Source organism: Actinoallomurus sp. NPDC052274, assembly GCF_040679475.1.
GTDB classification, from domain to species: Bacteria; Actinomycetota; Actinomycetes; order Streptosporangiales; family Streptosporangiaceae; genus Actinoallomurus; species Actinoallomurus liliacearum.
Map to the genome: position 1 here is coordinate 95,861 of NZ_JBFAUT010000016.1, position 22,205 is coordinate 118,065.

General features: G+C 70.9%; 30 protein-coding genes. 18 read left to right on the plus strand and 12 right to left on the minus strand.

Going from position 1 to position 22,205, the window contains the following annotated elements; all coding sequences use genetic code 11:
• Positions 1–16 precede the first annotated feature (16 nt).
• The 5 genes from dhaM to dhaK are packed head-to-tail and all read right to left on the minus strand — an operon-like array spanning position 17 to position 3,244.
• Complete coding sequence (gene dhaM, locus AB0K82_RS16310; RefSeq protein WP_364397597.1) at positions 17–436, minus strand: dihydroxyacetone kinase phosphoryl donor subunit DhaM; 420 nt, start codon at positions 434–436, stop codon at positions 17–19.
• Positions 321–980: a MerR family transcriptional regulator gene (locus tag AB0K82_RS16315; RefSeq protein ID WP_364397599.1), complete on the minus strand. Its 660-nt coding sequence runs from the start codon at positions 978–980 to the stop codon at positions 321–323. The genes dhaM and AB0K82_RS16315 overlap by 116 nt, the downstream gene beginning before the upstream one ends.
• Positions 970–1,593, minus strand: a complete 624-nt coding sequence (locus AB0K82_RS16320) for a MerR family transcriptional regulator (RefSeq protein WP_364397601.1) — start codon at positions 1,591–1,593, stop codon at positions 970–972. Before AB0K82_RS16320 ends, AB0K82_RS16315 begins: the two co-directional genes overlap by 11 nt.
• 47 nt (positions 1,594–1,640) lie before the next feature.
• A complete protein-coding gene (gene dhaL / locus AB0K82_RS16325) occupies positions 1,641–2,249 on the minus strand; it encodes a dihydroxyacetone kinase subunit DhaL (protein ID WP_364397602.1) in 609 nt (202 codons plus the stop codon).
• Positions 2,249–3,244 carry a dihydroxyacetone kinase subunit DhaK gene (dhaK, locus tag AB0K82_RS16330; protein ID WP_364397603.1) on the minus strand — a complete coding sequence of 332 codons (996 nt, stop codon included), beginning with the start codon at positions 3,242–3,244 and terminating at the stop codon, positions 2,249–2,251. Before dhaK ends, dhaL begins: the two co-directional genes overlap by 1 nt.
• 88 nt (positions 3,245–3,332) lie before the next feature.
• On the opposite strand from dhaK, the gene AB0K82_RS16335 reads away from it, so the two are divergent.
• The 4 genes from AB0K82_RS16335 (at position 3,333) to AB0K82_RS16350 (ending at position 6,098) form a co-directional block, all read left to right on the plus strand.
• The gene (locus AB0K82_RS16335) at positions 3,333–4,043 is read left to right on the plus strand and encodes a PIG-L deacetylase family protein (RefSeq protein WP_364397604.1); all 711 of its coding nucleotides are present in this window, start codon (positions 3,333–3,335) and stop codon (positions 4,041–4,043) included.
• Between the two features lie 38 nt (positions 4,044–4,081).
• Entirely contained in the window at positions 4,082–5,023 is a 942-nt protein-coding gene (locus tag AB0K82_RS16340; protein ID WP_364397606.1) for a nucleoside hydrolase, read from the plus strand.
• A gap of 35 nt (positions 5,024–5,058) precedes the next feature.
• Positions 5,059–5,496: a GNAT family N-acetyltransferase gene (locus tag AB0K82_RS16345; RefSeq protein ID WP_364397608.1), complete on the plus strand. Its 438-nt coding sequence runs from the start codon at positions 5,059–5,061 to the stop codon at positions 5,494–5,496.
• A 107-nt stretch (positions 5,497–5,603) separates the two neighbouring features.
• A complete protein-coding gene (locus tag AB0K82_RS16350) occupies positions 5,604–6,098 on the plus strand; it encodes a carbonic anhydrase (protein WP_364397609.1) in 495 nt (164 codons plus the stop codon).
• Here AB0K82_RS16350 and AB0K82_RS16355 read toward each other — a convergent pair.
• Both AB0K82_RS16355 and AB0K82_RS16360 read right to left on the minus strand, forming a co-directional pair.
• The gene (locus tag AB0K82_RS16355; protein WP_364397610.1) at positions 6,095–6,766 is read right to left on the minus strand and encodes a response regulator transcription factor; all 672 of its coding nucleotides are present in this window, start codon (positions 6,764–6,766) and stop codon (positions 6,095–6,097) included. The two genes, AB0K82_RS16350 and AB0K82_RS16355, sit on opposite strands and share 4 nt — an antisense overlap.
• Positions 6,763–7,929, minus strand: coding sequence for a PspC domain-containing protein (locus AB0K82_RS16360; protein WP_364397612.1), 1,167 nt, complete (start codon positions 7,927–7,929; stop codon positions 6,763–6,765). Before AB0K82_RS16360 ends, AB0K82_RS16355 begins: the two co-directional genes overlap by 4 nt.
• Before the next feature lie 128 nt (positions 7,930–8,057).
• On the opposite strand from AB0K82_RS16360, the gene AB0K82_RS16365 reads away from it, so the two are divergent.
• The 5 genes from AB0K82_RS16365 to AB0K82_RS16385 all read left to right on the plus strand — a co-directional run bounded on the left by AB0K82_RS16365 (position 8,058) and on the right by AB0K82_RS16385 (position 13,186).
• The gene (locus tag AB0K82_RS16365; RefSeq protein ID WP_364397614.1) at positions 8,058–9,323 is read left to right on the plus strand and encodes a PspC domain-containing protein; all 1,266 of its coding nucleotides are present in this window, start codon (positions 8,058–8,060) and stop codon (positions 9,321–9,323) included.
• Positions 9,310–9,486 (plus strand): hypothetical protein, encoded by a 177-nt coding sequence (locus tag AB0K82_RS16370; RefSeq protein ID WP_364397616.1) that lies wholly within the window; start codon positions 9,310–9,312, stop codon positions 9,484–9,486. Before AB0K82_RS16365 ends, AB0K82_RS16370 begins: the two co-directional genes overlap by 14 nt.
• Positions 9,487–9,573: 87 nt before the next feature.
• Positions 9,574–10,098, plus strand: coding sequence for a PadR family transcriptional regulator (locus tag AB0K82_RS16375; protein WP_364397618.1), 525 nt, complete (start codon positions 9,574–9,576; stop codon positions 10,096–10,098).
• Positions 10,099–10,124: 26 nt separating this feature from the next.
• A complete protein-coding gene (locus tag AB0K82_RS16380; protein WP_364397712.1) occupies positions 10,125–10,820 on the plus strand; it encodes an ABC transporter ATP-binding protein in 696 nt (231 codons plus the stop codon).
• Positions 10,817–13,186 (plus strand): ABC transporter permease, encoded by a 2,370-nt coding sequence (locus AB0K82_RS16385; protein WP_364397620.1) that lies wholly within the window; start codon positions 10,817–10,819, stop codon positions 13,184–13,186. Before AB0K82_RS16380 ends, AB0K82_RS16385 begins: the two co-directional genes overlap by 4 nt.
• Before the next feature lie 28 nt (positions 13,187–13,214).
• Here AB0K82_RS16385 and AB0K82_RS16390 read toward each other — a convergent pair whose 3' ends face one another.
• On the minus strand, positions 13,215–14,684 hold the full coding sequence (locus tag AB0K82_RS16390; protein WP_364397622.1) for a hypothetical protein: 1,470 nt from the start codon (positions 14,682–14,684) through the stop codon (positions 13,215–13,217).
• A 115-nt stretch (positions 14,685–14,799) separates the two neighbouring features.
• Positions 14,800–15,201, minus strand: coding sequence for a cysteine dioxygenase (locus AB0K82_RS16395; protein WP_345353037.1), 402 nt, complete (start codon positions 15,199–15,201; stop codon positions 14,800–14,802).
• A gap of 391 nt (positions 15,202–15,592) precedes the next feature.
• On the opposite strand from AB0K82_RS16395, the gene AB0K82_RS16400 reads away from it, so the two are divergent.
• The 5 genes from AB0K82_RS16400 to AB0K82_RS16420 are packed head-to-tail and all read left to right on the plus strand — an operon-like array spanning position 15,593 to position 18,182.
• Entirely contained in the window at positions 15,593–15,961 is a 369-nt protein-coding gene (locus AB0K82_RS16400; protein ID WP_364397623.1) for a hypothetical protein, read from the plus strand.
• 6 nt (positions 15,962–15,967) lie between these two features.
• Positions 15,968–16,462 (plus strand): hypothetical protein, encoded by a 495-nt coding sequence (locus tag AB0K82_RS16405; RefSeq protein ID WP_364397625.1) that lies wholly within the window; start codon positions 15,968–15,970, stop codon positions 16,460–16,462.
• A gap of 5 nt (positions 16,463–16,467) precedes the next feature.
• Positions 16,468–17,154, plus strand: coding sequence for a deaminase domain-containing protein (locus AB0K82_RS16410; protein ID WP_364397627.1), 687 nt, complete (start codon positions 16,468–16,470; stop codon positions 17,152–17,154).
• Positions 17,151–17,696, plus strand: coding sequence for an SMI1/KNR4 family protein (locus AB0K82_RS16415; RefSeq protein WP_364397628.1), 546 nt, complete (start codon positions 17,151–17,153; stop codon positions 17,694–17,696). Before AB0K82_RS16410 ends, AB0K82_RS16415 begins: the two co-directional genes overlap by 4 nt.
• Positions 17,697–17,744: 48 nt before the next feature.
• Positions 17,745–18,182 carry a deaminase domain-containing protein gene (locus AB0K82_RS16420; RefSeq protein ID WP_364397630.1) on the plus strand — a complete coding sequence of 146 codons (438 nt, stop codon included), beginning with the start codon at positions 17,745–17,747 and terminating at the stop codon, positions 18,180–18,182.
• Here AB0K82_RS16420 and AB0K82_RS16425 read toward each other — a convergent pair.
• Positions 18,074–18,805 (minus strand): flavin reductase family protein, encoded by a 732-nt coding sequence (locus AB0K82_RS16425; RefSeq protein ID WP_364397632.1) that lies wholly within the window; start codon positions 18,803–18,805, stop codon positions 18,074–18,076. The two genes, AB0K82_RS16420 and AB0K82_RS16425, sit on opposite strands and share 109 nt — an antisense overlap.
• A gap of 352 nt (positions 18,806–19,157) precedes the next feature.
• Between AB0K82_RS16425 and AB0K82_RS16430 the strand changes: the two genes are divergently transcribed.
• Positions 19,158–19,943, plus strand: coding sequence for a thioesterase family protein (locus AB0K82_RS16430; protein ID WP_364397633.1), 786 nt, complete (start codon positions 19,158–19,160; stop codon positions 19,941–19,943).
• A gap of 102 nt (positions 19,944–20,045) precedes the next feature.
• On the opposite strand, the gene AB0K82_RS16435 is transcribed toward AB0K82_RS16430, so the two are convergent.
• Entirely contained in the window at positions 20,046–20,138 is a 93-nt protein-coding gene (locus AB0K82_RS16435; protein ID WP_364397635.1) for a DUF397 domain-containing protein, read from the minus strand.
• A complete protein-coding gene (locus tag AB0K82_RS16440; RefSeq protein ID WP_364397636.1) occupies positions 20,126–20,920 on the minus strand; it encodes a helix-turn-helix transcriptional regulator in 795 nt (264 codons plus the stop codon). The genes AB0K82_RS16435 and AB0K82_RS16440 overlap by 13 nt, the downstream gene beginning before the upstream one ends.
• 143 nt (positions 20,921–21,063) lie before the next feature.
• Between AB0K82_RS16440 and AB0K82_RS16445 the strand changes: the two genes are divergently transcribed.
• The 3 genes from AB0K82_RS16445 to AB0K82_RS16455 all read left to right on the plus strand — a co-directional run bounded on the left by AB0K82_RS16445 (position 21,064) and on the right by AB0K82_RS16455 (position 22,097).
• Positions 21,064–21,348: a hypothetical protein gene (locus AB0K82_RS16445; RefSeq protein WP_364397638.1), complete on the plus strand. Its 285-nt coding sequence runs from the start codon at positions 21,064–21,066 to the stop codon at positions 21,346–21,348.
• Positions 21,345–21,539: a hypothetical protein gene (locus tag AB0K82_RS16450; RefSeq protein ID WP_364397640.1), complete on the plus strand. Its 195-nt coding sequence runs from the start codon at positions 21,345–21,347 to the stop codon at positions 21,537–21,539. The genes AB0K82_RS16445 and AB0K82_RS16450 overlap by 4 nt, the downstream gene beginning before the upstream one ends.
• Positions 21,540–21,935: 396 nt before the next feature.
• Positions 21,936–22,097 carry a hypothetical protein gene (locus AB0K82_RS16455; protein ID WP_364397642.1) on the plus strand — a complete coding sequence of 54 codons (162 nt, stop codon included), beginning with the start codon at positions 21,936–21,938 and terminating at the stop codon, positions 22,095–22,097.
• Positions 22,098–22,205: the final 108 nt, after the last annotated feature.

The following is a 22,205-nucleotide window of genomic DNA, read 5'->3' on the forward strand; positions in this document are numbered from 1 at the left end:
CAGCCGCGCGCCGCTCTCAGGTCTTGCGGAAGGCGTACGCCTCGTTCGCGGCGCGGACGACGGCGGTCATGTCGGCGCCGCCGGCCGAGGCCGAGGCGGCCGCGACGGCGCCCTCGACGAACGGCGCGTCGGCCAGCACGACCCTCGTCTCCGGCTCGCCCGGGCGGCCGGCACGGGCGTCCTCGAGCTCCTCCAGGTACGTCCGGGCGGTCAGCACGGAGGAGCCGAGGTCGGCGATCAGCACGACGCCGGCCCCGCCGTCGGCCTCCCGGACGGCCTGCTCGACGAGGTCGATGCTCGTGCCCAGGCCGCCCTCGCCGTCACCCCCGGCGGGCCGTACGGCGACCTCGCCGACACCCATCTGGGCGGCGAGTTCGGCGGCTCCCTCGGCGAGGGCCCGGCTGTGCGAGATCAGCACGATTCCCACGGTGCTCATGCACCAGATGGTGCCGCATTTCGGGACATCTGATGCATCCCACCTCATCCTGCTCGCGACCGATCGGGCGCGCGGCCGGTCCGGTTCGCAGGAGTTCGACGAGTTCGTCGACCGATGGCCCGGCCCCCTCGGCGTTCCGGGCCGACGCGTCGATGACGGCCAGCAGCGTGCGGCGCAGCCGCTCGGCCGCCGCGATCCGCTCCTCGGTCTGCTCGAGCTGCCGGCGCAACAGCCCCCGCAGATCGGTCCCCGCACCGTCCAGAACCTCGGCGATCTCGGCGAGGGACAGCCCGAACCCCCGCAGCGCGAGGATCCGATGCAGCCGGCGAACCTCGGCCGGGCCGTAGCACCGCCGCCCCACCGAGTCCCGGGCGGGCGACAGCAGACCGAGCCGGTCGTAGTGGTGGAGAGTCCGTACGGTCAGCCCGCAGGTCCGGGCGAGTTCTCCGACCGCCAGCGTCCGGCCGGCGTCCGTGTCCGGCGTGATGACGGCGACGCCAAGTCCTGACGTCGGGTCAGGCGCAAGCCGCCGATCACGACTCATCGGCGAGGTCGACGCCGTCGGGAAGGAGCGCCCGCCGCCGCCGGCTCATCTCCTCGAGCTCCTCGGGGCTGAGCCGGGACGCCGCCTCGGCGCGCCGCCGCTGTAGCCCGGCGACCTCCTCCGGGCTCAACCGGTCCATCGTCTCCTGGCGCCGCCGGTTCATCTCCTCGAATTCCTCGCGCGTGAGCTTGCGGTCCATCGTCATCATCACCTCGATGAGTTCGACGAGTTCGTCGAGCGACGGGCCGGTCCCCTCGTCGTTCCGGGCCGACGCGTCGATGACGGCCAGCAGCGTGCGGCGCAGCCGCTGCGCCGCCGCGATCCGCTCCTCGGTCTGCTCGAGCTGCCGGCGCAGCAGCGCCCGCAGGTCGGTGCCCGCACCGTCCAGGACCTTCGCGATCTCCGTGAGGGACAGCCCGAACCCGCGCAGCGCGAGGATCCGGTGGAGGCGGCGGACCTCGGCGGGGCCGTAACACCGCCGACCGGCCGAATCTCGGGCGGGCGACAGCAGACCGAGCCGGTCGTAGTGGTGGAGGGTCCGTACGGTCAGCCCGGTCAGCCGGGCCAGCTCCCCCACCGCCAGCGTCCGGCCGGCGTCCGCGTGTGGCGTCATGTCCGGGACGGTAGGTCCTGACGCCGCGTCAGGCGCAAGCCGCGAGATCACCCAACGCCCGCGGCGTCGGCGAGGGCGCGGAACAGCAGGACGGTCGAGGCGGCCCCGGGGTCCAGGTGGCCGACGCTGCGGGGCCCGAGATAGCTGGCGCGGCCCTTGCGCGCCTGCAGCGGCACGGTGGCCTCGGCGCCCTTCTCCGCCGCGTCCAGGGCGGCCCGAGCGGCGATGGCCGGTCCGTCACCGGCCGCGGCCGCGTACGCGGCGACCGCCGGCGCGAGGGCGTCGACCATCGTCTTGTCCCCCTCGACGGCCTTGCCGAGGTCCTGTACGGCGTCGAGCGCGGCGCGCAGGGCGCCGGCCAGCGCGGCGGCGTCCACGTCGGCGGCGTCGCCGAGGGCCTTGCCCGCCCTGCGCAGCGCGCCGCCGTACAGCGGTCCGGACGCGCCGCCCGTCTTGGACACCAGCGCCCGGCCGGCGGCCATCAGCACCTTGCCGGGCGGCAGGTCCGGCCCGACGGCCTCGACCGCCGCCCGCAGCCCGCGGTTCAGGTTGACGCCGTGGTCGGCGTCCCCGATCGCGGCGTCGAGCCCGGTCAGGCGGTCGGCGTCCGCCGCGACCAGCTCGGCGAAGCGTTCGATCCAGCGACGAGTGTCCATCAGCGCCCCCACCGCAGGCCGGGCGTGTCCACCGGCGCGTCCCACAGCTCGGTGAGCCGCGGCGTGAGGCGCAGGACCGAGATCATCACGCCCGCCATCTCCAGGCTGGTCACGTAGTTGCCGACGAGCGAGCGCGCGACCGTCACGCCGTGCCCGCCGAGCCAGTCCGCCACGGCGGCGTACGCGCCGTACAGCTCCATGAGCGGGGTGCCGCCCATGCCGTTCACCAGGACGAGGACCTCCGATCCGGACAGCGGCATGTCCTCGTCGATCGCCGACAGCGCCACGTCGACGATCTCCGGGGCGGGGCGCAGCTTCGTACGCTCGCGGCCGGGCTCGCCGTGGATGCCGATGCCGAGCTCCATCTCGTCCGCGCCCAGCTCGAAGGTCGGGCGCCCGGCGGCCGGGACGGTGCAGGCGGTGAGCGCGACGCCGAAGGAGCGGGTCCGCTCGTTGACCTCGCGGGCCACGGCGGCGACGTCCTGAAGCGTCCCGCCGGCTTCGGCCAGCGCGCCGGCGGTCTTCTCGGCGAAGAGGGTCGCGCCGGTGCCCCGCCGCCCGGCGGTGAAGGTGCTGTCCTGGACGGCGACGTCGTCGTCGATCACGACGGGCACGACCTCGATGTCCTCGTCCTCGGCCAGTTCGGCGGCCATCTGGAAGTTCAGCACGTCGCCGGTGTAGTTCTTCACGATGTGCACGACCCCGGCCCCGCCGGACGCCGCGGTGGTCGCGGCGAGGATCTGGTCGGGCACCGGTGAGGTGAAGACCTCGCCGGGACAGGCGGCGTCGAGCATGCCGTACCCGACGAAGCCGCCGTGCAGCGGCTCGTGCCCGGAGCCACCGCCGGATACGAGCCCGACCTTGCCCGTACGCGGGGCGTCGGCGCGGACGATGACGCGCCGGTCCAGGTCCACCCGCAGGGACGGATGGGCGGCCGCCATGCCACGCAGGGTGTCGAGGACGACGTCGTCGACCTCACCGATCAGTTTCTTCATGGACTCGGAATACCCCCGTGGACCCCTCTGGCGCCAGAGTTGTGGCTGATTGGTGGGTTAAAGCGGTTGATTTCCTATGATGACCACCGTGATCGACGACGTTCAGCGCGCCCTCGTGGTGATGGCCCATCCCGACGACATCGACTTCTCCTGTGCCGGCACGGTCGCCACCTGGGTGGACGCGGGCATCGAGGTCTCCTACCTCCTCGTCACCGACGGCGACGCGGGCGGCTTCGACGACGACGTCCCGCGCGAGGAGATGGGCCCGCTGCGCCGCGCCGAGCAGACCGCGGCCGCCAAGTGCGTCGGCGTCACCGACCTGCGCTTCCTCGGCTACCCCGACGGACGCGTCGAGGCCGACCTCGACCTGCGCCGCGACATCGCGCGGGTGATCCGGCAGGTCCGGCCCGACCGGGTCGTCATCCCCAGCCCCGAGCGGAACTACGAGCGCGTCTACGCCGGGCACCCGGACCACCGGGCGGTCGGCTCGGCCGCGTTCGACGCCGTCTACCCCGACGCCCGCAACCCGTACGCCTTCCCGGAGCTGCGGGCCGAGGGGCTGGAGGCCTGGACCGCCCGGGAGATCTGGATCACCGGCGGGCCGTCGCCGAACCAGTACGTCGACGTCACCGACGTCTTCGACCGCAAGCTCGCGGCGCTGCGCGCGCACGCCAGCCAGGTCTCCCACCGCGACGACCTGGAACAGATGCTGCGCACCTGGATGGGCGCGAGCGCCCGCCTCGGCGGCCTGCCCGAAGGCCGCCTGGCCGAGGTCTTCCAGGTCGTCCCGGCCGAGTGACCTTCCCCTATTCAAGATCTCCCCGAGGAACGGACGACGTGGCACCGAAGATCCTGCTCGACTGTGACACCGGCGTCGATGACGCGATCACCCTGCTCTACCTGGCCAGCCTCGTGAAGGCCGGGGAGGCGGAGCTGGTCGCCGTCGGCACCGTGCACGGCAACGTCGCCCCGGAGGTCGGCGCGCTCAACACCCTCCGGGTCCTCGAACGCGCCGGGCTGCCCGACGTTCCGGTCGCCGTGGGCGCCGTCCGCCCGATGGCCCAGGACGTGGACTACGCGCCGGACTGGCACGGCGCGGACGGCCTGGGCGACACGAACCTGCCCGCCCCGGCGGGCCGCCCGGTCGAGATCTCCGCGCCTGAGCAGATCATCCGGCTCGGCCGGGAACGCCCCGGCGAGCTGACGCTGGTGGCCGTCGGCCCGCTGACCAACCTCGCCATCGCGCTGCTGCTGGAGCCGTCGCTGCCGACGATGTTCCGCGAGGTCGTGGTGATGGGCGGGGCGTTCGACCACCAGGGCAACGTCACCAGCCACGCCGAGGCCAACATCTGGCACGACCCGGAGGCCGCCGAACTGGTGCTGAGCGCGGGCTGGCCGGTCACGCTGGTCCCGCTCGACGCCACCCACCCGACCGCGCTGGACGGCGTGTGGCTGGACCGGCTCGCCGAGGCGGACTCCGACCTCGCCCGGTTCGCCGCGCGGATCCTGGAGTTCTACACGGCCGCCTACACGGCCTCGCTCGGCACCCGGGGCGTGGTGATCCACGACGCGCTGGCCGCGATGCTGGCCGTCGACCCGTCCCTCGGCGAGTACGCCGAGCGGCCCGTACGCGTCGAGCTGCGCGGCGAGCGGACCCGCGGCACGACCCTGTGGGACCGCCGCTCGTACGCCGACGAGGGCGACCGCCCGGTCGTCAAGGTCGCCGTCGCCAGCGACGTGCCGGCCTTCCAGGAACGCCTGCTCGCCGCCCTGCTGTGAGGAGCGGGCCCGCCCGCTTTCTAGGATCGTCGGTCATGGGTGACACCGAACCGCGGGTGGCGTCGTTCGCGGAGCTGGACGCCGGCACTCTGTACGCGCTGCTGAAGCTCCGGGTGGACGTCTTCGTCGTCGAGCAGAACTGCCCGTACCCGGAGCTGGACGGGCGGGACACCGAGCCCGGCACCCGGCACGTCTGGCTGCCCGGCGACTCGGGCGCGCCGGAGGCGTACCTGCGCGTGCTGGACGACCCGGACGGCGCGCGGATCGGCCGGGTCGTGACGGCACCGCACGCGCGCGGGGCGGGGCTGGCAGGGCGGCTCATGGAGGCGGCACTGGAGGCCGTCGGCGACCGTACGGTGCGGCTCGACGCGCAGACGCAGGTCGCGGGCTTCTACGCGAAGTACGGCTTCGTCGTCGACGGCCCGGAGTACGTCGAGGACGGCATCCCCCACGTCCCCATGCTCCGCCGCTGACCGGAACCGTCCCGCGTGTCTCGGCGGCTCAGGGGAGGCGGCGAATTCCGGAAACAGACTTCGTGATGGAATGTAGTGATCCACTTTGAGTAGAGGAGCCGTCACCCATGTCCGTCACCGATGAACTCCTGCAGAACGCCCGGCGCTACCGCGAGGGCTTCGACGCCGAGGGCATGTCGGCCGCACCGTCGCGACACCTGACGATCGTGGCGTGCATGGACGCCCGCCTCGACATGTTCGGCCTGCTGGGCCTGGAGATCGGCGACGCGCACATCATCCGCAACGCCGGCGGGGTGGTCACCCCGGATGTGATCCGCTCGGTGTCGATCAGCCAGCGGATGCTCGGCACCCGCGAGATCGTGCTGATCCACCACACCGGCTGCGGGATGCAGGGCATCACCGACGACGGGTTCCGCGAGCAGCTGTTCGCCGACACCGGCCTCAGGCCGGACTGGGCGGTCGAGTCGTTCACCGACGTCGACGAGGACGTGCGCCAGTCGATCGCGAGGATCAAAGCGAACCCGTTCGTCCCGCACAAGGACGCCGTGCGCGGGTTCGTCTTCGACGTCGAGTCCGGTGAGCTGCGCGAGGTCACCGGCTAGACGAGGCGGCGGGCGGCGGCCCAGCGGGACAGCTCATGGCGGTTGGACAGCTGCAGCTTGCGGAGCACCGAGGACACGTGCGTCTCGACGGTCTTCACCGAGATGAACAGCTCCTTGGCGATCTCCTTGTAGGCGTAGCCGCGGGCGATCAGCCGGAGCACCTCGCGCTCGCGCTGGGTGAGCTGGTCCAGCTCGGGGTCGATGGACGGCGCGTCCGTCGCGGCGAAGGCGTCCAGCACGAACCCCGCCAGGCGGGGCGAGAAGACGGCGTCGCCCTCGGCCACCCGGCCGATCGCGCCGGTCAGCTCCGGCCCGGAGATCGTCTTGGTGACGTAGCCGCGGGCGCCGCCGCGGATCACGCCGATGACGTCCTCGGCCGCGTCGGACACCGACAGCGCCAGGAAGCGCGTCGTCGCGCCGCGGTCGGCGGTCGCGTGCTCGGCCGGGCCGCTCCGGGCCCCGCCGAGCACACGGCGCAGCACCTCGACGCCTCCGCCGCCAGGCAGGTGGACGTCGAGCAGCACGACGTCGGGCCGGGTCGCCGCGATCACCGCCACGGCCTCGTCGACGTCCCCCGCCTCGCCGACGATCTCCACGGAGTCGCCCAGCTCGGCCTTCACGCCGCTGCGGAACATCTGGTGATCGTCGACCAGCACGACACGGGTCATGAGCGCTTCAACTCCAGTCTCACTTCGGTTCCCTCGCCCGGAGCCGTACGGATCTCCGCCTTGCCGCCGTTGCGCTCCATGCGTCCGATGATGGACTCCCGGACGCCCATGCGATCCGCCGGTACCCCGTCGAGGTCGAATCCCCGGCCCCGGTCCCGTACGAAGATCATCACCTCGTCGCCGTCCACCTCGGCGTAGACCGAGACGGAGGGCGTCTCTCCGTCCGGCCCGCCGCCGTACTTGGCGGCGTTCACCATGGCCTCGCGGGCGGCCTGCAGCATCGCGCCGAGCCGCTCGTCCAGCGGGCAGTCGCCGACGCACACGACCTCGATGGGCACGCCGTGGTAGTCCTCCACCTCCGCGGAGATCTTGCGTACGGCGGGGGCGAGCGCCTGCTCGGCGTCGGCCTTCGGCTGGTACAGCCAGGCGCGCAGCTCCCGCTCCTGGGCGCGCGCCAGCCGCTGGACCTCTTTCGGGTCGTGCGCGTTGCGCTGGATCAGCGTGAGCGTGTGCAGCACCGAGTCGTGTACGTGTGCGGCCACTTCGGCCCTCTCTTGTGATCGGATCCGCTCCCGGCGCTCGTCGTCGAGGTCGTGCCACATGCGCAGCAGCCAGGGCGCCACGATGACGCCCACCCCGACGAGCACGATGGTCGAGCCCACCAGGACCTGGCCGAGGTGCTGGATGTTCTGCAACAGGAAGGCGGCCAGGCCCGCGATGACGAGGGCGGCGCCGACGACGCTGCGGATCCACAGGGAACGGGTGTTGCGGACCCAGCGCCGCCGATGCTCGGGGTCGGCCTGCTGCCAGATGAGGCCGACGCCGATGCCGCCCGCCACGAGGGGCCACAGCGCCCGGCGTTCGGTGACCGAGGTGAACGTGAACGCCGACAGCACGCAGACGACCACGCCGTACCCGAACAGCTGGGCCCAGTCACGGCGCGGCCGCACGTCGGCCCGCGGCGGGACGAGCAGCCACAGCGCGACGTACGGGATGACGCCCACGCCGACGCCGATGAGCACGGCGAACCCCACGCGGACGATGACGAGGTCGAGCCCCAGGTGGTCGGCCAGGCCACGGCAGACACCGGCGGCCACCCGGCCGTCGGCGCGTCGTTCGAGGCGCGGAGGAGCGTCGGCGGCCTCACCAGGGTTTTCGGGCACACCTCGATCGTCACACGTTCCGCGCGTGATCGCATCGGGGCTGTCCCTGGGCCGACCCCGAGATGCTCAGGGACGGGTCAGGGGTGTCCCGGATGGTGATCGGCGACGGCGTTCGCGACGATATCCCCATGACCGAGGACAGCGGCGCGCCGCCACGGCGGCTCACCCGGGCGCAGGAGGGCCGGCTCATCACGGGGGTGTGCGCCGGCCTGGCGCGTTACACGCGCATCGACCCGGTGGTGTTCCGGGTGGGGTTCGCGCTGCTCGTCCTGACGACGGGGGTCGGTGTCCTGCTGTACATCGGCGCGTACCTGCTGATGGGCGCGCCCGACGGCGGGCCTTCGAAGATCGAGCGGGTCGGCCGCCGGCTGTTCGACGGCGACGGGGCGCTGGCGCTGCTCGGCGCCGCGCTGGGCGCCGCGACGGTGCTCGCGGCCGTGGGCGACTGGGGGTCGCCGGACGCGCTCTCGGCGTTCGTGGTGTTCGCGCTGACGCTCCTGGTCGCGCGCTCCCGCGGCGTCGACCTGGTGGGGATGGCGCGCGGCCTGCCGGAGGCCGTGAAGGGCCGGCCGCTGTCGTCGTGGACTCCCCCGGCCGCCCCCACCCCTCCCCCGTATCGAGCGCCCGACGGTATGATCGATCTCGCTCGTCTGGCGCGCACGGAACCGCTCGAAACGCAACCGCTCGAAACGGAACCGTTCACGACGGAACCGTTCACGACGGAACCGCCTCCCCCCTCGCCGCCGAGACCCTCGCCGGTCGTTCCCCGTCGGCGCAGGTCCTACCTGACGGTGTGCACGCTGGTGACCGCGGTCCTGGTGGCGGGCGTGCTGTACGCCGTCGGCGACCGGCGACCGGATCTCGGCCGCCTTCAGATCATCATCGCCGGCGCACTCGTCGTGGTCGCGGCCGGTCTTCTCATCGGCTCCTGGTTCGGCCGGGACCGCAAGCTGATCATCGTTGGAGCGATCATGTCTTTGGCACTGGCATCGAGCTCGATCGCCGGCGACCCGGCCGTCGCGCGAAGGACGCACACCATGGCCTGGCGACCCGCCGACGTGTCGAGTGCCGAGCAGTCCCACAAGGTCGTCATCGGGGAGGGCACGGTCGACCTGACCACGGTGCCGCTCGCCCCCGGGCAGTTCGTCAGCGTCACCGCGACCGTGACGCTCGGCGTGCTCACGGTCCGGCTGCCCGCCACGGCGCGGGTCGAGCTGGACGCGCAGTCGTTCCTCGGCGACATCACCGTGGACCGGCAGATCACGAGCGGCCCGCGGGCCAGGGTGAAGCGCGTGCTCGACCCGGAGGTGCCCCCGGTGGGCGCCGCGCCGGTCATCGCGCTGCGGCTGCGCGGAAAGGTCGGGGACATGGAGGTCACCCGTGTTCCGGCATAGGTTCGACCCGTCGTCGCTGGTCGCGGGGGTGGTGTTCCTCGGCGTCGCCGTGCGCTACCTCGACGGGCGTCCCCCCGACTGGGTGGTCCCCGGCGTCGCCGTCGCGCTGGGCGTCGTGCTCGTGCTCCGGGGGCTGTTCCGCTCCCGGCGCCGCGAACCCTGACGAGCCGCCGCGCATCGAGGAGAACGATCGCGACGACGACACTGGAACTACACACGCCGTGTATAGCCTGTGTGTATAGTCGCGGTCATGTCAGTCGCACAGACTCTGCTCGGCCTTCTGGAGTCGGGCCCGAGGTACGGCTACGACCTCAAGCGCGCGTACGACGACCGGTTCGGACGGGATCGTCCGCTGCACTACGGGCAGGTCTACTCCACCCTGGCCCGGCTGTTGAAGAACGGCCTCGTGGCGGTGGAGAGCGTCGAGCCGGGCGGCGGGCCGGAGCGCAAGTGCTACACCATCACCGACGCCGGCGTCACCGACGTCGAACGCTGGCTCACGCAGCCGGAGAAGCCCGAGCCGTACCTCCAGAGCACCCTGTACACGAAGGTGGTGCTGGCCCTGCTGACCGGCCGCGCCGCCGCCGAGGTCCTCGACACCCAGCGGGCGGAGCACCTGCGCCTCATGCGCGAGCTCACCCGCCGCAAGACGCAGGGGGACCTCGCCGACAAGCTCATCTGCGACCACGCGCTCTTCCACCTCGACGCGGACCTGCGCTGGCTGGAGCTGACCGCCGCACGACTCGACGAGCTCGCGCGGGAGGTGCGCCGATGAGCTACGCGATCTCCGCGGAGGCGCCGATGGCGGGCGACCGGGCCGACGGCCCGCCGCTGCTGTACGGCGTCGACCTGTACAAGGCGTTCGGTCCGAGCAGGGCGCTCGACGGCGCCTCGCTGCACATCCGGGCCGGCGAGGTGGTGGCGCTCATGGGCCCGTCCGGGTCCGGGAAGTCCACGCTGATGCACTGCCTGGCCGGCATCCTGCGACCGGACTCCGGACGCGTCGTCTACCGGAACGATGACCTGACGACCCTGTCCGACGCGGACCGCAGCGCGCTCCGCCGCACGGAGTTCGGGTTCATCTTCCAGTTCGGGCAACTCGTACCGGAGTTGTCGTGCCTGGAGAACGTCGCGCTGGCACTGCGCCTCGGCGGCGCCCGGCGCCGTGTCGCCGAGGCGAAGGCCGTGGAATGGCTGGAGGTGCTGGAGGTGGCCGACGTCGCCGCCAACCGGCCCGGGGAGATCTCCGGCGGCCAGGGCCAGCGGGTCGCGGTGGCCCGAGCGCTGGCGGCCGGCCCCAGCGTGATCTTCGCGGACGAGCCGACGGGCGCGCTGGACTCGCTGAACGGCGAGAGGGTGATGGACCTGCTCACCGCATCCGCCCGGAGGACGGGCACCGCCGTCCTGCTGGTGACCCACGACTCGCGGATCGCCGCTTACTCGGACCGCGAGGTCGTGGTACGCGACGGCCGGACGCAGGGAGGCGAGCCCGCGTGAGCCGTCCGCACCGCAGCGCGCCGTCCGCGGGTTCGCGACCGGCGGCGCGCCCCTGGTACGCGCGGTGGTCCGGCGACCTCGCGCTCGGTGTCCGGCTGGCGTTCGCGGGCGGACGCTCCGGGTGGAGCAGGATCGCGATGACCGCGGTCGGCGTCGGGCTCGGCGTGATGATGCTCCTGGTCGCCGCCTCGATGCCGACGATGTTCCAGGCACGTCACGAGCGGACCTCGGCGCGCGACTACGCGACGACGGCTGAGCCGTCGGCCCCTTCGGACCGCTCGCTCCTCATCGGTGTGCAGGACACGGACTTCTACCGCAAATCGATCAGAGGCCGGATCCTCAGGCCGGAGGGGCCGCGGGCACCGCTCCCGCCCGGCGTGACGGCGTTCCCGAAGCCGGGCGAGATGGTGGTGTCACCGGCGCTGGCGGACCTGCTGTCCTCGCGCGAGGGGGCCCTGCTGCGGCCGCGTCTCGGCTACCGCGTCGTCGGCACGATCGGCCAGGCCGGCCTCGGAGGCGCGCAGGAGTACGCCTTCTACGCCGGCAGCGATCGGCTCACGAAGCGGTCGGGCGTCGTGCGCGTCACGTCGTTCGGCAGCCGCTCCCCCGGCGAGGGCCTCGGCCCGGTGCTGCTGCTCCTCGTGGTGATCGCCTTCGTCGTCCTGCTGCTGCCGATCGCGGTGTTCATCGGCACGGCCATGCGCTTCGGCGGCGAATCCCGCGACCGCAGGCTCGCCGCGTTGCGCCTGATGGGCGCCGACCAGCGCATGGCGCGGCGCTTCGCCGCGGCGGAGGCGCTGCTGGCGTCGGTGATCGGGCTGCTGGCCGGCGCGCTGATGTTCCTGGTCGTACGGGTGTTCGTCGCGCAGGTCACGCTGTTCGGCGTCGGCTTCTTCGCCGCCGACCTCCGGCCCGCGCTCCTGCCCGCGGTGCTGATCGCACTGGCCGTTCCCGTCTCGTCGGTGCTCGTCACCCTCTTCTCCCTGCGGAAGGTGATGATCGAGCCGCTCGGTGTCGTCCGCAGCGCGACTCGTGCCCGGCGTCGGCTCTGGTGGCGCCTGATCGTCCCCGTCCTCGGCCTCGCCCTGCTGTATCCGCTGTTCGGCGGGGTTCGCCGACTGGGACGCTTCAACGAGTACCAGGTCGCGGCGGGGGTGACGCTGCTGCTCATCGGCATCGCGGCCCTGCTGCCGTGGATCGTCGAGGCGGTCGTCGGCCGCCTCGGGAGCGGCGGTGGGCTGTCCTGGCAGCTCGCGGTACGCCGGCTGCAACTGGACGGCGGGACCTCCGTGCGCGCCGTCAGCGGCATCGTCGTCGCGGCCGCGGGAGCGATCGCGCTGCAGACGATGTTCACCGGCGTGCGCGGCGACTACGTGCAGCAGACCGGCCAGGACACCTCGCGCGCGCAGGCTGAGGTGACGTTCCGGCAGACCGTCGACGGTACGCGCGCCGCCGGGGCCGCCGCACGGCTGGGCTCCGCGCCCGACGTACGCGGGGCCCTGGCCAGGGCCACGACGAGCCTGCTCCTCCCGGGCTCGGGAAAGGACGCGTCCTCGGTGATGCTGACCGTCGCCGACTGCCCCGCTCTCCGGGAGGTGATCCGGATCGACCGCTGCGCCGACGGTGACGTCTTCCTCGCCGGTCTCCGGGGGCCCGACGCCCCACGCCCGGGCGAGACCGGCCGGGTCGACGCCGACGAGGACACCGGCGGAGGCCGTGGCCCGTCGTGGCGGATCCCCAGGTCCGCGCGCCCGGCGGAGCAGCGGACCGACCCCCTCGGCGAGACCGAGGAAGGCATCTTCGCCACCCCCGCCGCCGTCGGCCCCCGCGTCCTCCGGATGACGGACGTCACCATGCTCGTACGGATGAACACCGCCGACAGGGACGCCGTGGAGCGGATGCGCAACGCCGTGGCGGCCATCGATCCGATGGCCGACGTGATGATGATGACCGGGACCCGGGAGGACGACGGGTTCGGCGCGGTCCGCCGAGGCCTGTTCATCGGCGCGGTCGCCGCCCTGCTGGTGATCGGGGCGGTCCTGCTGGTGACCGTGTTGGAACAGATGAAGGAGCGGCGCCGCCTGCTGGCGATGCTCGTCGCCTTCGGCACCCGGCGCTCCGTCCTGAACCGGTCGGTGCTGTGGCAGACCACCGTGCCGATGCTGCTGGGCCTGCTGCTGGCGATCCCGGCCGGGACCGGTCTCGGCGCGCTGCTGCTGAAGATCGCCGAGGAGCCGGTCTCCATCAACTGGACGGCCGTCGCGGGCATCTGCGGCGTCGCCGCCGGCGTGGTGCTCCTGGTGACGGCGCTCAGCCTCCCGACCGTACGGCGCCTGATGGACCCGGAAGGCCTGCGGACCGAGTGAGCCGCCCGTACCACCCGCCGGGACGCGGTCAGGCCGGAGCCGGGGATGACGACGGCGGCGACACCGACGACGGCGACGTGAGTCCCGGCGAATCGGCGGGCGGTCCGGCGGCGGCGCGGCGGGTCCCCCACCAGACGACGACGATGAAGACGGCCAGCCAGACGAGGTTGGCCCAGCGTACATAGAAGTGCTGGTAGCCGTTCACCCGCACGCCGGGGAGCGTGCACAGCGCGAGCATGACCCCCCGGGCGATCAGCGTCCGGTCCAGGCGGCGGTACGGCAGCAACGCCAGGATCGGCAGCAGCATGGCGTCGTACCAGGGGTACTGCAGCGGCGAGACCAGTGTGGTGCCGAACGCCAGCACCGCCACGGGCAGCACGTCCAGCGGCAGCCGCCGGGTCGCTTCGGACGGCCGTCGCCACAGCGCGAAGGGCAGGCCGGACCGCCACCACAGGAATGCGGTCAGCGCGACCGCGAGCGCGCCCATCCACACCACGTACAGGCCGTGGTGGGTCAGGATGTACTCCGGAACCGGCAGGTACCGGTCCTTCTTGCGGCCGAGCCGCGCGCCCAGCGAATGCAGCGCCGCCGGCCCGGCCAGCAGGTAGCCGCCCCCGCCGACCAGCAGGAGGCCGGCCACGGCGGCCGACGCGCGCCGGAACCGCGCCGGGGACAGCCACGCGGCGATGACGAGGCCGGCGGCGGGGAAGAGGAACGACGCCTTGACGGCGACCGCCGCGCCGCCCAGCAGACCGCCCGCGAAGGCCGAGCGCCGCGCCGCGTACAGGGCCGCGACCAGGAAGAAGACCGCGAAGGCGTCCGCGTGCCCGCTGCCGACCATCCAGAACAGGATCAGCGGGTTGGCCGTCCAGAGCAGGCAGGCCCGGAGCCGGCGGACCGGGTCGGGGCCGGTCATCCGGTGCAGGATCACCCCGGTGCCGATGAACGCCGCCGCGTTGGCCCACTTGAGCAGGAAGATGATCCGCGCCATCGAGTTGCCGCCGAAGTGCGCGGCGAGCCACTGGATGAACGTCATCACCGGCCCGTACACCGTCGGCACCCGCTGCCAGCCGCTGGGCAGGAGCAGGCCGACCGGGTCACCGGTGTGGGCGAGGCGCAGGGGCGTCGTGACGTACGGGTCCCGGCCCAGGTCGGCGATCCGTCCGTAGATGGCGTAGTTCATCATGTCGACGGAGCCGGTGGGCGGCAGCAGCGCGTAGACGCAGGCGGCGACCGCCCCGGCGATGAGCAGCCGCCGGGGGCTCACCCACGCGCCCCGGCGCAGGGCGTACAGCCCCGCGAGCACCCCCGCTCCCGCGGCCACCGCCGCGGTCCACGTCAGGGTCGTGACCGTCGTCGAGGACGGAGATCCGCCGAAGGTCAGGAACGGCCAGGTCGGCCCGAAGTACGGCACGGCCGCCGAGGTGCCGAGCGTCATCGCCGCGCCCATCGCGACGATGCTCACCCCCAGCATCACCCAGGAAAAGACGCGGGACATGTGACATGACCGTAAGGGCGGAATATCGGAGTTGCAGCGGGTCAGAGACGGTGTTCACCGAACGCTCACCTGACGGTCGCGTGCGGGCCGACGTCGTACGCGGTCGCCGCACGGATCAGACGGTGGCGTGCAGGCTGACCGCGTACGCCGGGCCGGGGTTCAGGAGCTCTCGCGGGTGCCCGGCGCCGTACACGCGGATCCGGTTCGCCCGTAGCGCGCGCTCGGCGACCCCGTGATCGGTGATCGTGCGTTCGGACAGCTCTCCGGCGAGCACCGCGAGCACGTCGGCGGCGGGAGCGGCGCGGTACCCGGGCGGCCACGCGGACAGCCAGATCTCCGCCTCGCCCGGCAGCCGTACGGGCACGCCGTCGAAACGGGCGAGGTGCCACCAGTCGACGGGACTGGCGGCGAGCGTGCGGACGAGCCCGGCCAGGCGGCCGATCGTGACGGTCGGACGGGTGGCGTACGGGCTGTCGGCGCCCTGCAGGGTCAGATCCGGGATGACGGAAAGATTCACCGGGAAGTCCTTCGGTGGCGCGGCGCATGCCGCAGGCTGACGGTCGGTCTGAGCGGGGTCAGCGACAACAACACGAAGGACACAGCGCGGCGACCGCGTGGCAAGGGGCCACGTGGGCGGTCGGCATGAGGCGCGCTGGCATGACACCAAGTGTGCAGGCCGCTACCGCGCCGCGTCAAACGCCGCGCCGTCCCGACAAGATCCGCTACGCCGTCGCCCGCGATGCGCAATAATGATCACCATTGGTGGTAATGGCCGATTATTGCCATACCGAAAACCGATTTAAATTCTGCGCCAATATCGAATTTTCACACAGAGCCACCTTCACATCTTCCGACCGCGCTCCCGCAAGGTAAAATTTGCGAAAAGCGGGGCGCGTGGGGGTGCTGCCGTGGGCGAGCAACTGGACGTCACACCGGCCGGGATCCGACGGATCGCCGGTGAGCTGGAAAAAGCCGTCGACAAACTGGACTCGGAGCTCGAGGCGCTGGCCAACGACATGACCGGCCAGAGCGACCCCTTCGGCGGGGACGACATCGGCAGCCTCATCGGCATGTGCTACCAGGCGATCCACGACATGGCGATGGACAGCTACTCGTCGAATGTCGAGGAGCTCGACGCGCACGTCGAGGCCCTGCACGGCCTGGCGAACGGCTACGAGACGGCCGAGTACGCCGGCAAGGACGCCGCCACCGACGCGGGCAAGACCGTCCAGGCGGCCGGACTCGAGATCAACCGCGTCCGCCAGGTCCTCGGGTAGCCGCGCATGGGCCTGCAACTACCGGGAGAGCTGGTCTCCCTCTTAGGAATGCTCGGCTACAACTGGCCCGAATCCGATGAGACCAGGCTCTTCGAGATGGGTCAGCGCTGGCTCGGTTTCAACAGCACGCTCACCAGCGCGGTCGGCGAGTTCAACAGTGTCGCGCAACGGGTCTGGTCCGACAACAAGGGCGACGGCATGGCGGCCTTCCAGAACAGGTGGGGCGCCGAAGGATCGCCGGCCCCCAACCTGGACACCGGAAGCCTCGGCGCCGCCGCGATCGGCGGGGGCCTCATGCTCACCGCGGGCGTGGTCCTCGTCTTGAAGATCAATGTGATCGTGCAACTGGTCCAGCTCGCGATAGAGATCTTCGAGGCCGTCGCCACGGCGATCGAGACCTTCGGCGCCTCGCTCCTGGAGATCCCGATCTTCAAGGAGATCACCAGCCTCCTACTCGACCAGCTGATCAACCTGGCACTCAACCAGCTGATGGGCGGGTAGCACACGTGGGCAGAGGCAAGAAGGGCCGCTACAAGGCCGCCGTGAAGGCGGGCGAGGGCGCGGCGAAGGGCGTCTACAAGAAGCTCGGCGTCGACCGGATGCTCCCGAAACCGCGAGGCGGCCCCCGCGGCCACGGCCCGCTGAGCGTCCGCCACGGCAAGAGCGACAATCCCCGCTTCAAAAACCTCGTCGAGCGCAACAAGGAGCTCCGATCGAGGCTGCCGAACTCCAAGAAAGAGTCCAACGTCGCAACGTCCGATTTTCACGTGTACGACAAGAATGGGCGCAGCCATACCGGGACAATCGACGCGGTCAGCGGGAAGAAGAACTACGCCGACAGGGGATTTACCGACGTCGACCGGAGTGGACCCGACATATTCCCGAATCGCAATGCCGGCCGCCATTCTCGAGAGTACGACTCCGAGAAGAAGATCTACGAGGATTTCGCCCGTAAGTTCCCGGACACCAACACCCGGGGTCGTATCACCCTCTACACGGAGCGACATCCCTGTCCGGCCTGTGCCCGGTCAACTCAGGACTTCTTACAACGGTATCCCAATATGAAAGTGGACATCGCCTACACTTACCGCGAGGGAGCCGGCCCGCTCACGGAGGGCCGACAGAACAATTTCGTCTCTGATCCGGCGAACAGCAGGATCAACGTCAGTCATCACAAGCGAGCGCGGACGTGAACCCGAAAACCTTCTCGATCGAAGAGTTCAGAGACCATCTGCTCGACGAGGGACTGGTCCGTTCGAAGGATGTGGTCGGCTGCTCCGAGGCGGAGATCGACGAGCTGATGCGGGTACAGCGGGTCTCCCGCATTCCAGGCCTGTATCGCGACTTCCTCCGCGTCATGGGCAAGAGCCCCTACCCGCTGCTGAGCGGCACCGACTGGTCCTACGAGGATCTCCTGCGGATCAAGGAGTCGGCACGGGAGATCCTCGCCGAGGACGGGGCCGACCCGGGGATCCTCGATGACGCCCTGGTCATCGCGATGCATCAGGGCTACGTCATCTACTACCTCCCGGCGATCGGCGCCGCCGGCGACGATCCGGGCGTGTGGAACTACATCGAAGAAGAGCAGCCGACCAATCCGTGGCCGACCTTCCGCGCCTTCCTCCTGTCGTTGATCGAGCTGCGCCGAGAGGAGTTGGGCGTCTACCGTGACCTTGAGGCCGGCGGACGATTCACGATGACGCAGGTGGAGGAGAACGGCGATCCCCTGGACTGAGCGCCGTCCCGCAGGCCATCACCCCAGGCCCCATCCGGGAAAGGCAGCATGGAGAACGTCGTCACGGCCGACTACAAGGTGTCCGGCAAGCGCGGATCGCTGGACGCCGTCACCGGTCCGGACAACGATGACCCCGATCTCGCGCCGGTCCCGTCCTCCCCCATCTTCACCCCGCCCCCGTGCGCCGCCGGCCCTGATCCGAGCGAGACGCACGCGGAGTACAAGGTGATCGAGGCGTTCGTCCGGCTGCATCCGGATCGCCGCGTCAAGGGCCGGCTGCGGATGTACAGCGAACTGTTTCCCTGCCCGGCGTGCCGGGACGTCATCCAGCAGTTCCTCCGTGCCTATCCGAGGATGCGGTTGGAGCTCGGCTACAGCTACGACTCGGCCGGGACGCCGATCGGCGAGGAGATGACCGAGGAGTTCCCGCCCGACCCGGTCAACCCCCGCATCGAGCTGTCGTTCATCGAACCGCCGTCCGAATAGTTCATCCGGTGCGGCATCTCCCACCCTTCGGCGAGCCGGGACGGGTGGACGTTCTGGCCGCCGCCGAAGAACTCGCAGAACTTCATGATCAGCGGGTCCCACCGCAGCGGGTCGACGTAGTGCGTGCCGGGGATGATCAGGTTCTCCTCGACGTGCGCGCGGACGACCCTCACCTGGAACGCCGTCGCGCGCAGATCCGGGCCCTCGAACGGGTGGATCGCCTCGACCACGCACTCGAGCTGAATCGGACACTCCGCGACCCGCGGCGCCTTCACCAGGTCGGCGGGCTGCTCGGTGAGCCCGGCCACCCCGAACTTGTCCCGCTCGTGCCGGTACCCCTGCCGCAGCTTGTACTCGGACACCTCGGGTTTCCCGGTGAGCAGCGCCAGCCGGTCGACCGCGTCCACCATCGCCGAGGACGCGAGGTTCAGCACACACTCGCGCTCCCGCCGGAGATTCGCGGTCGTCTGGCCGCTGTTGCCGAGGCCCAGCATGGCGCAGTCGCCCAGCCACCACGCCGACGACATCGGCGCGAGGTTCGAGGAACCGTCCTCGTTCCGCGAGCCGATGAGGACCACCGGCGTCCCGAAGTAGAGCACCTTCAACTCGGCGACCTTGTGCATGTTCCCCGTCCTCACGCCGCTTCGATCATCGACCCTGGACGACCTTGCCCCTTTTCGTACGCGACCGCTGGCGAAAATCCGACCCGAGGTTCGAGGCGTACGCGAACGTTCGGGCGACCGCAGGAGCCCGGCGCGGAGCCGACCACCGATCGGTACGGCTTTGAGGACCGCCCCGGGGAACGGAACGGGCGGCTCCGGCAAAGCGCCCGCCGAGGTGACATCGTGTCCGCCAGGACTGTCTACTGAGCGGAGAGATTTCTCCGCTCAGTAGACAGCACGAAACGCGATGGGCCGCCCAGCGAGACCCAGGCCCCCCTGCCACGGCCGCGACCTCGTCCCGGAGGATTGGGGCATGAGTGATCAGCCCGACGCCTTCTACCTGCCGGCCGGCGACGACGTCTACGAGCCGACGATCGCCACCGAGAGCCCCTGGGACGGCAGCGCGCAGCACGGCGGACCCCCGACCGCGCTGCTGGCCCACGTCATCGACGCCACCGTCGGCCCCGGCATGCGCCTGGCACGGATCTCGGTGGACTTCCTCGGCCCCATCCCGCGCCGTCCCGCCCGCATCGAGGTCACCACGCTGCGGCCCGGCCGGCAGGTCCGCCTCACCGAGGCGCACATGGTCATCGACGGGAAGACCGCGGTGACCGCCCGCACCTGGCACATCGCGACCGGCCCCACTCCCCCGGCGGAGACCGAACGGATCCAGCCGCCGCCGATCCCGCAGGACCCGGACGAGTGGCACGAACTGCTCGGCATGGGCGACTGGGGCTATGGTCAGGCCATCGAATGGCGGTTCATTCGCGGCGACCGTGAACCGCGCGGCTTCGCCGAGGTCTGGACCCGTGTACGCATCCCGTTGATCGCGGACCAGAAGATCACCGGCCTGGCCCGTACGCTGATCGTCGCCGACGCCGCCAACGGGCTGTCGGCGACGCTGCCCATCCAGGAGTGGCTGTCCATCCCGCCCACGATGACCACCACCCTGCTGCGCCACCCCGATGGCGAATGGGTGCACCTGGCCTGCCGCACCCACCTGGCCGACGACGGTCTCGGCGTCACCCACGCCACCGTCTCCGACCTTGACGGCCGTATCGGCGACGTCAACCAGCCCCTCCTGATCCGCGAGCGCTGATCCCGCCGCAGCGGCCGGACATGAGAAATCCCCCGCCCTTGGCTCCGGTAAGCAAGGACGGGGGACGTCCGGGGGAACGACGCCTATGCGGCGCCGCTCACGTCACTTGCCGCTCTCCTCGACAACGGCGACCTCGACGCAACTACCGCCGTTGTTCGTGCTGCGCGTCGACTTACGCCAGCTCAGGTTGCCCATGTTTCCGCTGCCTTCGTGATGAGCTCGATGGATGCCTCTTCGTGCAGCGCCTTGGCGCTCAGCATCTGCCAGAGCCGCCGGATAGCCGCCACGTCTTCCGTTTTTTCTATCACGTCCCCGCGGAGCGCATTATCGACGTAGGCGACCTCCGCGCCGTCGATGCTCGCCAGTTCGATCGGGCCACCGGCGAATCCGGCGTGCGCCCCCACGCTGAACGGGATCACCTGGACGATGATGTGATCGCGCCGTGAGAGCTCCACCAGTCGCATCAATTGATCGTGCATGACCTCCGGGCCGCCGACCGGGCGCCTGATCACCGCCTCATCGAGCACGGCGTGGTAGAGCGGCGGGTCCTCGCGGGTCAGCACCTTCTGTCTCGCCAGTCGCACGCTCACCTGCCCCTCGAGATCAAGGGGAGCCGGTTTCCCGAGACAGAGGACCGCGCGGGCGTAGTCATCCGTCTGCAGGAGACCGGGCACCACGAGCGGCGCGAACGCGAGCAGGGCCGACGAATCAGCCTCCGCTTCCGTCCATTTGCCGAGCCACTCGGGTGCGACCTCCCTGCTGACCAGATCGTCGAGTATACGCAGGATTAGGGCGGGAAGCCCCAAAGAGCTTATTAGGTGAGGTAGGTATTCCGGCTTCGGGATGAGTCGCCCGTTTTCCCACGATGCGACGAGGGATTCGGAGACCGGGAAGGTCTTCGCCAGCTCGGCGCGGGTGAGCTGCTTCGATTCGCGGGCGCGACGGATCTCCTTGCCGACGAACTGCCGCGCGGTCATTCGGTTTCCCGACATCTCCTGCACACCTTTCGCACTACCGGGGGACGTGCCTCTTGTGCGCTCACGGTCAAGCATTTGGGGGCTCCCAGCGTACGACTTCTCGGTCAATCTTTGTAGTCAATCGACGACAAGGAGTGACGAGGATGGGAAATCCGACCGAGGACGTTCACGAGCTCGCCGGAAGACTGACCATCGCCTGCCAGGAGGCCGGCCTGGACGCCCAGCAGCAGGGGCCCACCCGGATCTACGTCCACGCCCCGGGGACCAGTAATCACCTCGCCGAGATCATCACCGCCAAGCCGGACGAGAACGAACGCCTCTGCTGGTGGTGGAGCTGGGACAAGCCGATCTGCGGCGCGGAGGAGATCGAGACGGCGGTACGGCTCATCAAGAAGGTCATCTCCGTTCCCCTCCCGCCGAAGCGATGACCTCCCCCGACGAGCTGATGCGCTCGGTCAACCGGTTCCGCGCGGCTCTCGACGCGATCGATGCGCCGGATGGCTCCGTGGCCGTCGAGCTGATCCGGCTCGACCGGCTCGTACGCCGGTATCCGGAGGCGGCACGCAAGAGCCTCGAACTCCACGACCGGCAGCACCGCCCGCACCGCATGGAAACCTAGAATGGCCCCCTTCCGGGGGCCGTCCTTTCGCAGCCGCCGCGACACCCTCCCCATCGAGCCAAAGAGCGCCCAGCCCGAGGCGCACCGAAGGCTCGGTGATCGACACCCGAAACCAGTGGATAACGGTTCAGACCAGCGGGCGATCCACCCGCTTCACCGAGCGTTCCGTCCGCTCCGCTGTGGCGAGCGGGCCGTCGGAGGTTCCGTGAGGTCCACTCGCGAGAACCCCAAGCAGGGCATATCCGAACATAGGCACGTCGCACCACACGGTCGGCCGCACCGGGCGAGAATCCAGCGACGTCGGACGCGCGCTACCGGCGGCGCTCCTCCGGACAGTGACCATCAGCGTCTCTATAGAGCGCCATCAACGGATGAACGACTGAGAGGACGGCTGACATGGCCGACAACCACAGCAAGCAGACCGGCGGCTCCGCCCGCGAGTTCACGACGGAGCGCGACGAGACCCACACCGGCGGCGCCGCCCGCGAGCGCACGGCGGACCGCACGTCCGGGACCGACACCGGCCGCTCCAGCGACCACAACACGCTGGAGCGCTGAGCCCGGCTCCGGGGCCGGCGGCTCCGTCGGCCACAGGACCCTCGGGCGGTAGCGCTGATCCGCTACCTGAGAACGACGAACGGCCCCCTTCCCGGGGTCGTTCTTTTC